General features: G+C 56.6%; 9 protein-coding genes. All 9 read right to left on the bottom strand.

Annotation, left to right across the window (positions count from 1 at the left end):
• Positions 1-121: 121 nt before the first annotated feature.
• The gene (locus ABDZ98_RS02570; RefSeq protein ID WP_160590390.1) at positions 122-1,441 is read right to left on the bottom strand and encodes an McrC family protein; all 1,320 of its coding nucleotides are present in this window, start codon (positions 1,439-1,441) and stop codon (positions 122-124) included.
• Positions 1,442-1,457: 16 nt separating this feature from the next.
• Positions 1,458-3,692, bottom strand: coding sequence for a ScoMcrA-related endonuclease (locus ABDZ98_RS02575; RefSeq protein WP_160590388.1), 2,235 nt, complete (start codon positions 3,690-3,692; stop codon positions 1,458-1,460).
• Between the two features lie 122 nt (positions 3,693-3,814).
• Positions 3,815-6,841: a type I restriction endonuclease subunit R gene (locus tag ABDZ98_RS02580; protein WP_160590386.1), complete on the bottom strand. Its 3,027-nt coding sequence runs from the start codon at positions 6,839-6,841 to the stop codon at positions 3,815-3,817.
• A complete protein-coding gene (locus ABDZ98_RS02585) occupies positions 6,838-7,536 on the bottom strand; it encodes a retron system putative HNH endonuclease (protein WP_160590384.1) in 699 nt (232 codons plus the stop codon). Before ABDZ98_RS02585 ends, ABDZ98_RS02580 begins: the two co-directional genes overlap by 4 nt.
• Positions 7,523-8,791: an AAA family ATPase gene (locus ABDZ98_RS02590; RefSeq protein ID WP_160590382.1), complete on the bottom strand. Its 1,269-nt coding sequence runs from the start codon at positions 8,789-8,791 to the stop codon at positions 7,523-7,525. The genes ABDZ98_RS02585 and ABDZ98_RS02590 overlap by 14 nt, the downstream gene beginning before the upstream one ends.
• The gene (locus ABDZ98_RS02595) at positions 8,788-10,035 is read right to left on the bottom strand and encodes a restriction endonuclease subunit S (protein WP_202385961.1); all 1,248 of its coding nucleotides are present in this window, start codon (positions 10,033-10,035) and stop codon (positions 8,788-8,790) included. Before ABDZ98_RS02595 ends, ABDZ98_RS02590 begins: the two co-directional genes overlap by 4 nt.
• Positions 10,032-12,032: a type I restriction-modification system subunit M gene (locus ABDZ98_RS02600; RefSeq protein ID WP_160590380.1), complete on the bottom strand. Its 2,001-nt coding sequence runs from the start codon at positions 12,030-12,032 to the stop codon at positions 10,032-10,034. Before ABDZ98_RS02600 ends, ABDZ98_RS02595 begins: the two co-directional genes overlap by 4 nt.
• A complete protein-coding gene (locus ABDZ98_RS02605; protein WP_343805552.1) occupies positions 12,033-12,239 on the bottom strand; it encodes a type II toxin-antitoxin system Phd/YefM family antitoxin in 207 nt (68 codons plus the stop codon).
• Positions 12,240-12,272: 33 nt separating this feature from the next.
• Entirely contained in the window at positions 12,273-13,157 is an 885-nt protein-coding gene (locus ABDZ98_RS02610) for an ArdC family protein (protein ID WP_160590376.1), read from the bottom strand.
• Between the last annotated feature and the right edge of the window lie 103 nt (positions 13,158-13,260).

Consider the following 13,260-nt stretch of genomic DNA (forward strand, 5'->3'; position numbering starts at 1 on the left):
GGCCGGGACAACAGGCCCGGTCTGCGCCAGCGGATAGAGCAGGTTGCCCGGCAGGGTAGCTTACCTAGACACTTGTCTTTTCAGCTGAGTATGGTGCTCTCCGCGAGCAATGATTGACGATTCACAGCTGCCTTTCGCACAGGTTTTGATTGATCAATTCCCTCAAACTTTCAATCACCTCGGCTATCGATTTTGTGACATCAATACTCGCAACTTTCAGGCGTTCTCCTCCTTCTGCCATGCGGTATTTGATGGCCAAAGCGGGAGCGCCAAGGGCCGTGTGATGGGGGTACAGTAATACAAGATCTCGACACCGATACAGCCGCGCATATGCCATCATCTGATAGACATCAGATTGGGAAACACCACGCTTCTTGTCTTCGGGGTTACAGCCAATCAGCTTCCATTTGGTATCCAGCACCAACTCGACCTGTTCATGCCGCTTGATCAAAATGTCCGGCGTGGTCTGGAAGCGTGGGTTGCCGCCTTCGCCTTCTTCCATCAGGCAATAGCGCAATCCGCCTTGTGAATGGACTGTCAGATCGCTGCCCAACAATGCTTTGCGCACAAGTGCAGCGACATAGGCTTCGAAAAGGTCATTCATGGCGAACAACAATGTGATCCCCTTACCCGCCTTAGGATCGTGGTCAGTTCGCTGCCATTCGCGCTTCAGGAACAGCTTTGCCAACTCGTAAAGGCTCTCCCATCGGCGGTTTGTCCGGTCGATCCTAACCTGTGTCCACGGTAGTGCGCTGACAGGGATATCTCTCACCTCCGCCAGAACGAAGCGCAGCTCATCCAATCGTCGCTGCGTCTCTATTGCGTGCGCGTGGCGGCGCAGCAGCAGGACGCAGGCCTTCATGATCCGGAGTAGCGGTGTGTCTGGCAGCAGTGTATCGAACTGGCAGGCGAGCCGGTCGGGACGTACCGCATGATGGGTGAACTGGCGGATAACATTGAGCCGCCCGCGCAGCGCGGCCAGATCCTCCTCCTGCGCCATATAGGCACGCGGCAGGCCGCGCCGCGTTTCGGCTAGCAGGCGGTCGGCAAACAATCGAATTAGGATGTCGAGCAGGGTTTCCTTCTGACGCGCCATAGACAGGGCCTGCCCGTCTCCAAGTTTCAGTCCGAGCGCGACATCGAGCATTGAGACAAGCCGAGTACGAATTGTTTCATTGCTTTCATCCGAAACAACATCGATCTTGGGCAGAATCTCAAGACTGCACCCTGGCGCAGCGATAACCCCAACTACCTGCCGTGCCCTTATCTCACTGTGGTGGTCGATAAGGATGTTGGTTCCTGATTGGTTTGCCAGTGGGTGCGACCGCGCAGCCCAAAGCAGTGCATTGGCCTGGCCCCGGGTGAAAGCTCCACTCGGTGAGGGTCCGGGGCCATTATGGACATTGGTGCGCCCCCATTCGTGTACGGTCAGGTGCGTCATGGCTGGAAGAGCGTGATCAATCCCCACGCTCCTCCGCTGCAGTCGATACTGTCGTGGTCAATCGTTCGAAGGCGTCGGTTTTGAACTCTTCGAGCACAGACCAACTCGATATGCGATCTCCTTCGATTCCTGGTGGAGGATCAAGTTTGTCCTCGTCAATGAAACCGTCGCCTAATACGGCATGAATCCGGCTCCAATCCTCGAAGAAGTACTCCTGTAACAGCGGGATAACCTTGTCGCGCATAGCGGCGTGGACCTGCTCAGCCGTCTCGCAGCCGATAAAGAATGCATGTCCGATGCGGTGTTCGCGGTCGATCAGATACTCGATCCGGTGATTGATGGTAGTCAGGACTCGGACAAGATCGATCCCAGTCCGATTGGAAGCGTCCGCTAGCAAGCCCGGTCTCGGCTCGATTTCCCGGAAATTGAACCGGCGCCGCAACGCAGTGTCGAGCAAGGCGATCGACCGGTCAGCCGTATTCATTGTGCCGACGATGTGGAGGTTGGCGGGAACAGAAAACGGTCTCTTCGAATAGGGCAAGGTCACCGACAGCGCATTTTCCATGCCTGCGCGCTTATCCGGCTCCAGTAGTGTGATCAGTTCGCCAAAAACCTTCGACACATTGGCTCGGTTGATCTCATCAATGATAAGTACAAATGGCTTGCTGGGTCCTTCTTCCGGTCCGTCCCTGCCCACTTCGATTAGGCCGCGAATGGCGTCGAGCTTGAGCTCAGCGTCGGTGAACTCGTAAATAGTCCGCTGTGAAAACCTTTTGCCGTAGATCACATCATGGCTGACACCGTCGCGGTCGATCCAAAGCCATCTGACCGAGCGCCGCATGGTGTAATCGTCATTTTCGCGTTCAACCTGATGGTATTCGCCGGTGATTTCGCCGATCGCCCGGAAAAGCAGGTTGCCTTTGCTGACGATGACAATGTCACCGACCCGCGCGCGGGCCCTCAAGCGGAAAGGAAACTCTATGATGCCGTTGTTCGGGTGCTGCCTCGGCAATTCGGGATGGCGCTCGGCGTAGCCGTCAATCATCGCTTCCTTGGTGCTGAAGCGAGCCTCTGACCAATCCATCCCCCCATCATCGCCCATATGAACGAATCCGCCCTCGATTGCCTCGTCGAAGAGATAGTCGTCTTCGGGGTTGGCGACCTCACCAAGGGACATCTTGAAAAAGCGCTTGCCTGAGAAGTCATACCCTTCATCCCGCGCGCTGCGCAGTGCCTCTGCCCGTTCGGCGATCTTGGTGAAGATGCCAGCCTCAGGCGCGAGCCGAAAACCTGTCTCCAACGGCTCTCCATCGTCGCCGAAGCTGGACGGCCTCAAGCCCTCGACGAAATCCTCATAGCCGTAATTTTGGTGGAAGGTGACAAAGGCGATCCGCTCTTGTCCGACCAATTCGTTATAGCGCGCCATCAGCGCAGCGCGGCCCTCCTTGGTTGGCGGGTAGTCTTCCACACCATCGCACAGTTTCACCGCTTCAAGGGCTGTGTTGTAGGTCTTTCCGGTGCCTGGCGGACCATAAAGGATGAGGTTTGTAGGCAGGATTGCCAACTCCAATTCTGACGATTGGCTGTTGTGACTACGCAGGTTTGCTGGCTGACCGCTTTGCTCAACAATTGTGAAACCTAACGAGGCAAGCTTCTTTCGCGCGGTTGTGCCGTTGCACTCGTCATTGCCGAGCGCTGCGCCATTATCCAGAAATCGATGCGCTACGCCGTAGATGGCTTTGGACGGATAAGATTTTGCCCCACGCTCGACCCAGTAGCGAAGATTGTTCCAGCTATAGCCATATTCGTCCATGAAGGCATCGACGCCCATTGCGTCGCATTCATCCATTGCAGCTTCCACGTCAGCCTTTTGGATTCCGCTCATGCTGGCAGCCCCCTCCTGGAGATCATCGTCATAGTTGGGATCAGCGCCGTCCAGAAACCGACCGTACATCCCAACTGCTTGCCGCGTGTTCGCAACCTGCAGGTGTGGATCAGCCGATTGAGGTGCAATTGCCCTTGCGGCGGCCTCGTTGGTGCGCCAGTCTGAGCGCAGCTGTGAAAGCGCCTGCAATAGGGCATCCCACTGTCCGGCTGCGTGCACATCGTCGAGGGTTGTTTGTGCGAAGCCCAATTCGGCCAGCGCCCGCTCGGCAGCCTTGACCCAACCGACACGGTTGCCCACCGTCTTGAGTGGCTTGCCTTGATAAAGCCGCCTGCCAAGCCATTCCTTGAACTCAGCTTCTTTCATCGCCGACGCTCAGCAAGATGTTGTTTTCTCGATCGGCAAATCTTTGGACAGACAGGATACTACGGCGCATCAACAGCTGGATCGCGGAGCGCTGCGGCGAGCATTCGTGGACGATTTCCAAACTAGTCATTTGAGTTCCGCAATTTGGAATATGCTTCGGTTGCCAGCCAGTTCGTGACAAGACCTTGAAAGGCTTTGTCATTCATGAATCGGGCAAAGATTTCTTCATTCTGATCCATGCGCTCAACAAACAGGGCTTCAAGCAGATTCTTGAACAATAACTCGAATTTTTCGCCTGGGTTCGCGATCGCGGCTTGGCGCAGGTTGGCGTCGGCCATCGCGGCCTCAACGATCTGATCGAAGAACAGTTGGTCAGCATTGTTGAAGTCAGTGCCGAACCGCTCGTTCACGACGTCAATCAGCCGGGAAAGTGGTACCTCTTCTTCACGCGCGACTTTCGATCCCACAGAGGAAGGTCCGTCGAGTTTGTTTGCCGTCCCTTCGGAAAGACTGATCGAACCCTCACTGACCTTTTGGAGGCGATAGTAATCAAGTCTGACCTCGTCATCGAACTGATAGGAGGGGCTTCCGCCCTTCTTCGGCAGCTTGGAAGCCAGATGGCGTAGGAAGACGTATAGGGTTTCGAGGTCAGAGTCCTGATAGGGGATGATCTGACTTAGAAAGCCGTAGAGACTGCCGAATGCCAGGATCTTTCCGCGCAACACCTCGGCCTCTGCCGGATCGGCTTTCGCAAGATCGCCGAAATTCGACACTGGTCGATCGATAATGGCATTCATTTTTTGGTGGTCGGCAGGACTCTGTTTCAGCTTTGGCTTGAAGTACACCTCCGAAAAAAGATCGACATCGCTGAGGGTGTAAATACCGCTCGAATCGAGCTCACCTTTGATCTGATACATTCGGTTCGGATCGACTTCCTCGCCGATCTCTGCGCCCTCGTAATAAGTCTTGAAGGCCTCTTGAATCTCGGTTCGGTCGTTCACGAAATCGAGAATGAACGTGTCTTCTTTGAAGGGGTGTGTGCGATTTAGCCGCGACAGAGTCTGGACGGCTTGGATGCCTGACAGCCGCCTATCGACGTACATGGTGTGAAGCAATGGTTGGTCAAATCCGGTTTGATATTTCTCCGCGACTAGCAGAACCTGATACTCGGACGTGGCGAAGACATCCGGTAGCTCCTTTTCGCGGACGCCCAGATTCATCGCCTCTTCGGTATAGGTGACATCGGGGAGCTTGTCGTCGGGAACAGCCCCGGAGAAGGCGACCAGCGATCTGATGGCATAGCCTTTCGCTTTGATATAGGCGTCAAAGCTCTGCTTGTAGCGCACGGCTTCAAGGCGTGAGCCAGTAACAACCATGGCTTTGGCGCGACCGCCAACTTTGTGCTGGGTGGCCGCATGGAAATGCTCGACCATTACTTCGGTCTTCTGGGCGATATTGTGCGGATGCAGCTTGAGGAACCGCGCCAGCGCAAGCGCCGCCTTTTTCCTGACCACATTCGGATCGTCGTCGCTGGCCTTCAATAGCCGGAAATAGGTAGCGTAGGTGGTGTAGTGCTTCAGCACATCGAGGATGAAGTGTTCCTCGATCGCCTGGCGCATGGTGTAGCGGTGGGCGGGTTTGCCGCCATTTCCAAACACGGCCAAAGTCTTGTGCTTCGGCGTCGCGGTGAATGCGAAGAAGCTGATATTTGCCTGACGACCGCGCTTCGCCATGCTGCGGAATAGCTCATCCTCGCCGACACTCTCGTTTTCGACCATGTAGCGTTGGGCCTCTTCGCGCAGACGCTGACCACCGAGAACTTCTTTCAGGTCGGTTGCCGCTTCACCGCCCTGTGAGCTGTGCGCCTCATCAATGATAACCGCAAAATTCCGGGTCTTGAGCACAACACCGTCACCATCGTCCCCGCGCTCTTCTGCCAGGCGGATCAGCTGGCGCGAGACGAATGGAAACTTCTGCAAGGTCGTGATGATGATCGGCACCGAGCTTTCAAGCGCTTCTGCCAACTGCCGGGAATTGTCGTCAATCTTCTGGACCACGCCGTGTTTGTGCTCGAACTGGTAGATCGTGTCCTGCAATTGCTTGTCGAGTACCACGCGATCAGTGATGACAATGACGCTGTCGAACACGCGATCATTTTCGCTGTCGTGCAGCGACGCAAGTCGATGGGTAAGCCAGCCGATGGTGTTGCTCTTGCCGCTGCCCGCCGAATGCTCGATCAGATAGTTGTGACCAGGGCCTTCAGTTTTAGCCCGCGCGACTAAATCCCGGACCGCTTCAAGCTGATGGTAGCGCGGAAAGATAAGAGTTTCTTTCTTGACCTTTCGCCCCGCGTCGTCGCGCTTTTCTTCCACTTGCAAATGGATGAACCGGGCGAGCAGATCGAGCAGGCTGTCGCGCTGAAGCACTTCTTCCCATAGGTAGGCAGTGCGATAGCTACGGCCCTTCGGGTCAGGAGGATTGCCTGCCCCACCATCATGACCTTGGTTGAAAGGCAGAAAGTAAGTTGCTGGGCCAGCCAGTCGCGTCGTCATGAAGACTGCATCGGTATCTACGGCGAAGTGTGCCAATATACGCCGCTTAAATTCAAAGATGGGTTCGCGCGGATCGCGGTCACGGCGGTACTGCCGAACGGCATCTTCGACCGTCGATCCGGTCATCGCGTTTTTTAGCTCGACCGAGATCACCGGGATGCCGTTTACGCTGAGCACGAGATCAAGCTCGTTATCGTTACTGAGCGAGTAGCGAAGCTGGCGCGTAACGCTGACGTTGTTGGCGGCGTATCGTGCCTCCAGCTCTGCGTTCAGATCGTGCGCAGCCTTGAATGTGGCTACGCGGAGGGTCTTGCCATAGCACTTGAAGCCGTGCCGCAGCGTGGCGAGCGAGCCATTGGCATCGATCCACTTAACCAGATCAGAAAGGATCTGGTCCCGCGTTTTGTCGCCATGAAGTGCTTCAAGCGCGCTCCATTCTTTGGGCTGCGTCGACCGAATGAAGGCAATCACTGGATCAGGGAAAATTGCAGCTGTTCTATCGAACTGCCTTGACGCGAGCGCGTTGTATCCACTTGAAAGCAGAGCGCTCTCAACAACCGTTTCGAAGGCTTCTTCCGTATGGCGAGTATGACTCATGCCTTCTTCTTTCCGCCGGCAATCTTTTGAATCCGCTCGATATGTTTCTCCAATGCGCAGATTAAGGCAAAGGAAAATTGCTCTAGCTGATCGCTGCCTTCCTCTTGCTTGCGCAAGCCTTCAAGGCGCCGTTTGGCAGTTTTCGCATCGAGAGACGCTGGTCCTTTTTTCGGAGCTTGCAATGTCTGACCTATCGCCTCGCGCCGATACTCGACCAAAATACTATGGTTGAGGCCAAGGCGCTTGATCGTCTCTAGTGCTGGTTCATCATCTGGGTTTGAGGGCTCGATCTTGCCCCTGAAGTTATAGGTGAAGCGAGCGGTACAGCCTGCTTGTAGTGGAGAAACGAACATCGCGACTTCGTCGTCAGAAGGCCAATTGGCCTTGAGATGCGCGCCGTATGGCAAATTCGGTGAGTTTGGCTTCGGGACGGCTGCAACGAGATTCTTGTAAGACACTTCTTCCAGATCTTTACAATGTGCCTGTGGCTTCAGGTGCTCGATATGACAGCTGTCGGGATCGATGCCTCTACCTGAATAGGCACACAGGCATCCTTGTTCTGCTACTAACGCTTCGCGGATTACTCTGCGAAGCTCACCGGTTAGAGACCGATAATTGCAGTTCGGACCGTTCTGATTTGCAGCAATCCACTCGGTCAAGGCAGCGGGAGGCGCTTGCTTCTTAATCTGCCTCATCGGCTAAGGCCTCGAGGTTATTGATGGCTGCCTCTAGGCCCACTGTTGTTGGGTCGTCGCCGTGCTGCAGTTGCTTCAAGTCTGCCAACTTTACGCGGGCGAGCTCAAGGTCGCCCTCGTCCAGTGCGCTCTCAACTTCTTCAATAGCAGCCCGCACAGGCGCTGAACGGGAAGCCGTTTCCATAATTTGTTCGAGCACGAAATTCGTGTCGAGTCCGTAGGCCTGCCCACATTGATGCGTGACGATTTGCCCATCTTCTTCCTTTAGAAGAACCAATTGATTAGGTTGGGTCTCCCCGATGATTTGAGGAGAATGGCTGGAGGCGATGAACTGGCAGTTGCGAAAAGTCTGTGTCAGCAGGGAAGAAATCTGACGTTGCCAAGTGGGATGCATATGCATGTCGAGCTCGTCGATGAGCACAACGGCAACGCCATCGCGGACCGGATCGTCAAGGCCGGGGTTTGCTTGCGATAGGCGGCGGGCAAGGTCGAGAGCGAGCGCAAGCATACCGCGCTCCCCTTCTGACAGGAAACGAACGTCTAGTTCAGTATCGCCCTTAGTGATCAGGAGGCGCGGTCTGTCCTCGTCACCGATCGCCCTCAGACCGGTGCAAGTCGGCAGAAATCGCGCAACTGCCAACTTCAGCGCGTCCAGGTGCATCCCTGCACGCGGCAATTCAACAGCCAGTGCTTCTTGCGCCAAGATCCATGAAGCCATGTCCGCAAGATGCAACGCGCGGACATCTGAGAGCGCATCTGCATAGGCCGCAGCCTGACCGCCGCGCGTCTGTCCTATTTTCGCCTGCGCATCAGTGGGATGGGAACGGCGAATGCCGAAGTACAGGCCAAGCGGCTGCTCTGCCGCCTTGTCCTCCTTGGGCCAGGGCTGTGACATTTCTTCGCGTTCCGGAGTTTCGATAACGCCGTGCCGTACCGAACCTTCTTCGCCCTTGGCATAGCGTTCGCGGGGTACGTGTATCAAGAAATGGCGGAGGTCATCCGCAAACCGGAAGTCTGCCCGGACAGAAAGGGCCGAGCTGCCGACCCGGATGTCGTCGTCGGAAAATGCCAATGGACCAGCGCGGCTGGCGGTGAACTTGGGCATGATGCGCGACAGGGATATGCGCAGGGCTTCGAGCACGCTGCTCTTGCCCACGCCATTGACGCCAACCAGCAGCGTGAAGGAGGGATCGAACTCAAAGCTTGCTTGGGCAAAGCCGCGCAGTCCAGAAACGTCGAGATTGGTAATCCTCATGCGGCCTCCGGAATATCGATCTGGCCGGTGACGGCGGCGGCGATCAGGGCGCTGCGGCGTTCCTTCAGCAAGGCGATGGATCGTTCGGTGGCTGATGCCAGCCTGTCGATTTTCGACGCTTCTTGCGCTTGCATTTTCGCGATTTTTCGCTGCTCGTCCAAAGGAGGGAGGCCAATCGAGATGTCCCGAAACCCATCCCAATAGAGCCTCAATCTGTCCCAGGTGATCCCTTGAGAGTGTCGCGCGCATTCGGCGCTGAAAGCAGGTGTCCGGAAAAGCAGACCAGCGAAGTCAGCGTCAATATTTTCTGATGGCTCGGCAACCACATAGTCCGGGCTGATCAATCCATCAGTTGGGGTAACGCCAACTGCGCCCTGCCACATGCGCATTTTGTTGAAGGCGATGCTCCCCTTGCGGGCAACTTTGTAGGTGTTGAAGTCGGCCGCCGTTCCCTCAATCTGCGTGGTTGAAAACTGACGGACGGATACGCCCGTGTTGATAGAGACTTCCAGCAGCGGCAAGTCCGGCTCGTTCCGTTCGTCCTTTTCAGTGAAAAGTGTGGCGAGGCGGCGAACCTCCCAATGCGCCGGGATATCGCCGAGCCAGTCGATGCCAGAGGGACGCAAGGGGGCGGAGCGGTCCAGCCCGCGCATGACTGCCTCTGCCACCAGCGTCCGCCGCTTTTCGGCCAGAAGGCTCAGCAGCTTCTCCTTGGCCTCGATCAGGGCGTCGAGTTGGACCAGTTCCGCGTCTAGAAATGCCGCAGTTCTTCGCTGGATTGGCAGTTCCGGCAATGCAATCGCGATGTCGCCAATTTCAGACGCATTGATCGCAGGGTAGCTGATGCCCGTTGATCGCATTTCGACTTCCGCCAGAAATCGCGGCTCCCGAACGGCATAACGGCAAAAACCCGGATCGAGTTGATCCGGACGAGGGCGAACGACCGCGAACCCAGTCGAGACAATCAGATTGTCGGGAGGCTCTATGATCGGAGCAATTGCTTGCAGGTAGGTGCGAACGGTGGAAATGATGACGTCGCCATCCCGTACGATCCTGCGCGCGCGGCTTGGGGCAGCCTCGAACCGGTAATCGACAATCTCATGGATTGTCCCGGAGGAGTCCACGTTGCCAATATCAATGTAGGCGATCTCAAAGTCCGGATCGACGTTCTCGGGCAATGTCTCATCGTTGATGGTCGCCGCGAACTTAAGACGCATCGTGTTTTGCTGTTGCGTGCTGCTCACTCTGTCACCTCCCGCAAAAGGTGCAGGATTTCCTCTTCTGCCTGCTTCAGCTCGGCATCGATGATTGCCAGCGGGCGGGGCGGAGTGAACTTGTAGAAGTGGCGGTTGAAGTTGATTTCGTAGCCAACCTTGTCCTTGCTCCGGTCCATCCAGGCATCTGGCACATGGGGCAGGACTTCGAGCGCGAAGAAGGCGTCGATATCGACCTTGAGCGGGATACTCTCGAAATCGCGCAGATCGGGATCGGGCTCGAACCCCTTGCCCTTTCGCACCTCTTTCGCGGTGATATCCTTGGCGGTGAACACGCCACGAAACAGTTTTTGGTCGGCTGCTTTCCACTTTGACCCGCGCTTCTTCAGCAAGCGATCAATGGCAGCGGATACCGAGTTCCAGTCAAATTGCGGTTCGCGCCCAAGTTCCTTATCGATCGCCTGGATATCGTCGAGCAGATGCGGTGCGGCATCGAGGAAGCGCGCCTTGTCCTCGACCGTCATCTGATAACGCAGCCGCAAGGGTCGCTCGACCGTGACGCGGGTATAGCCGAAATCGTTATTGTCGAAGATCTTTGACTGCTCGCCTTGGGCGAACTGGCCATAGCGACGGACGATGTCGGCAATCTGGTCCGGCTCGTCCGGACGGTCATCGCCCTCCAGCGCGGGGCCTTCGCCGATCTTGCGCCGCTTGTCGCCTTGACTTCGGCGCATCGGAATCCAGGTGTCGCGCGCGTCGACCAATTGGACCTTGCCCTTGCGATCCTTCGCCTTCCGGTTGGTGACGATCCAGATATAAGTGCCAATGCCAGTATTGTAGAACATCTGTTCAGGCAGGGCGATGATCGCCTCCAGCATGTCCTTTTCGATGATCCACTTCCGGATGTTGCTTTCCCCACCCCCGGCACCGCCGGTGAACAATGGCGAACCGCTGAAAACGATGGCAGCGCGTGAGCCGTGTTTGTTGTCTGCCGGATCAACGTCTTCAAACTTCGAGATCATGTGCTGGAGGAACAGCAAAGACCCATCGTTTACCCTAGGCAGGCCGGCATGGAAGCGCCCGGACTCGCCCCGGTCGTGCTCGGCTACGATTTCCTTTTGCTGCTTCTTCCAATCCACTCCAAATGGCGGATTGGCGATGAAGTAGTCGAACTTCTGGCCCTCGAACTTGTCCTCGGTGAAGGTGTCACCGAACTGAATGTTCTCGCCGTGCCCGTTGTGGTCAACCTGCTTCATCAGCATGTCGGACGCGGCGGTAGCGAAAGCGCGCTTGTTATAGTCTTGGCCGTATACGTAGAGCTTCGCAGGTGAGTTGTGCCGCCGCATATAAGCCTGCGCCTCGGCCAGCATTCCGCCCGTGCCGCACGCCGGATCGAGGATGGTGCGTACGGCTCCTTCCTTCACGAAAAGATCGTCATCATCATTGAACAGTAAATCGACCATAAGCGTGATGACCTCACGCGGAGTGAAGTGATCGCCAGCCGTTTCGTTCGCCAGTTCGTTGAAGCGCCGGATCAGGTTTTCGAAGAGCAGTCCCATCTGCTCGTTCTTGACCTTGTTGGGGTGAAGATCGACGCCAGCAATCTCTTTCACAATCAGGAACAGGATACCTGCCTCGTGCATCCGTTCAATCTCGGCAGTGAACTCGAAATACTCGAAAATTTTCCGGACGTTGGCGGAAAAGCCATTGATGTAGGTTTGCAGGTGCTGATTGATGTGGTCTGGGTCGCCCAGCAGCTTCTTGAAGTCATAGGGCGCACGGTTGTGGAAGCGATGCCCGGCCACTTGGTTCAGTTTGCTGTCGAGCGCATCGCCCTGAATCTTGCTGCCCTCGCGGCGTTTTGCCTCGGCAACCACCGCTTCTTTCGTATCGGCTAGAACGCAGTCGAAGCGGCGCAGGACCACGAGCGGCAGCATGACACGTTCGTATTGCGGCGGGCGATACGGGCCACGCAGCAGGTTGGCGATTTCCCAAATTAGGTTGGCAAGGTCAGTATGGGTGGCCATCTAGGAATTCGCTCCGCGCTTCGAAGCAATTGCAGTCAGTCGCTCGTACTCTTCGACCGAAAGTACAACGACGACGGGGCGTCCAAATTTGTCGATCGAAACGGGTTCGGCTCTCGCCAAATCAATCAGGCGTCCAAATCCATTCTTGGCTTCCCTTGCCGAAATATGCTGCATTTCCCCCTCCCGATCTGGAGCTACTTTAGCCATCTTTTAGGCAAACTCAATTTGAAATTCGATGCGTTAGGCCCCTGGCTTAGTAAGCCAATCCGCAGCCTTCGCCGCCGCACTCGCAGCGGTGAAGATCGCCCGATTGTCGGCCTTAAGCACCTTGAGCCAGCTCGCGAGGTAGCTAGCGTGATCGGGGCGCGGGCTGGTGGAAAGGCCAAGGTCGCCACAAAGGAAGGCTGAACCAAGCTCGGCCACCAGTTCTTCCATGGCATAGGCATCGTCACCGAACCGTTTCCCAAACGTTCGCGCAAGGCGGTGATCAGCGCCAGACCAATGGATGAGCTCGTGCATCAAGGTTGCGTACCAGTTCTGCGCCGCGCTGCCGCTGGCCGTTGCGAAGAACCGCTCGCGGTCTGGCATGGTGATCGTGTCGGTAGAAGGGGTGTAGTGGGCGCTGTCGCCATGGATGCGCACGCTGGCACCTGTGCCCGCAACGAAGCTGTCCGTCTGCGGGATAGGGTCGAAGTCTTCGCCGTCCGGCACTTCGGGCATGGCGAAGCCTTCGACCTGACTGGCGTTGAACACGTGCGAGGCCTGCGCGAAGATGCGGGTCGAGCTGTCCGATTCCTTGGCTTGATCGTCATCACGCTTGTCGAAGACCTTGTAAAACACGATGGGCGAAGCCTTCTCGCCCTTGCGGACCTGAGCGCCAAGTGACTGCCACTGGCGATAAGTCGCCCAGAGGCCATGTCCGAAGTCCTGCGCTTCGGCACTGGCCCAAAGGGCAAGTACGTTGACGCCGCGATAGGCTTTCCCAGTCGTCGCATTCATGGGGCGCGAAAGCGGTGCGGTGCTGCGATGCCAAGGGAGCGAGAATGTGGCCGTGCCGCGTTCAAGGGCAGCGATGATCTGGTTGTTGATCGTGTCGTAGATGCTGGCGGTTGTGGTGCTAGCCATGGTGAAAATCCTTCGTCCAATCGTTGGGAACGCGGATGAAGGGACGGGCCGGATTGGTCGGGCGGGTCAGCGGTTACGCGGAACAGGCAACACGGGAGGGCGT

Origin of the sequence: Alteraurantiacibacter aestuarii, assembly GCF_039523595.1 — a bacterium.
Lineage (GTDB): Bacteria > Pseudomonadota > Alphaproteobacteria > Sphingomonadales > Sphingomonadaceae > Alteraurantiacibacter > Alteraurantiacibacter aestuarii.

What these genes read in the sequence shown, in the direction of transcription:
- ABDZ98_RS02570 (WP_160590390.1), bottom strand. Translation starts at nt 1,441, where the DNA reads ATGACGCACCTGACCGTACACGAATGGGGGCGCACCAATGTCCATAAT.
- ABDZ98_RS02600 (WP_160590380.1), bottom strand. Translation starts at nt 12,032, where the DNA reads ATGGCCACCCATACTGACCTTGCCAACCTAATTTGGGAAATCGCCAAC.
- ABDZ98_RS02590 (WP_160590382.1), bottom strand. Translation starts at nt 8,791, where the DNA reads ATGAGGATTACCAATCTCGACGTTTCTGGACTGCGCGGCTTTGCCCAA.
- ABDZ98_RS02610 (WP_160590376.1), bottom strand. Translation starts at nt 13,157, where the DNA reads ATGGCTAGCACCACAACCGCCAGCATCTACGACACGATCAACAACCAG.
- ABDZ98_RS02580 (WP_160590386.1), bottom strand. Translation starts at nt 6,841, where the DNA reads ATGAGTCATACTCGCCATACGGAAGAAGCCTTCGAAACGGTTGTTGAG.
- ABDZ98_RS02575 (WP_160590388.1), bottom strand. Translation starts at nt 3,692, where the DNA reads ATGAAAGAAGCTGAGTTCAAGGAATGGCTTGGCAGGCGGCTTTATCAA.
- ABDZ98_RS02585 (WP_160590384.1), bottom strand. Translation starts at nt 7,536, where the DNA reads ATGAGGCAGATTAAGAAGCAAGCGCCTCCCGCTGCCTTGACCGAGTGG.
- ABDZ98_RS02605 (WP_343805552.1), bottom strand. Translation starts at nt 12,239, where the DNA reads ATGGCTAAAGTAGCTCCAGATCGGGAGGGGGAAATGCAGCATATTTCG.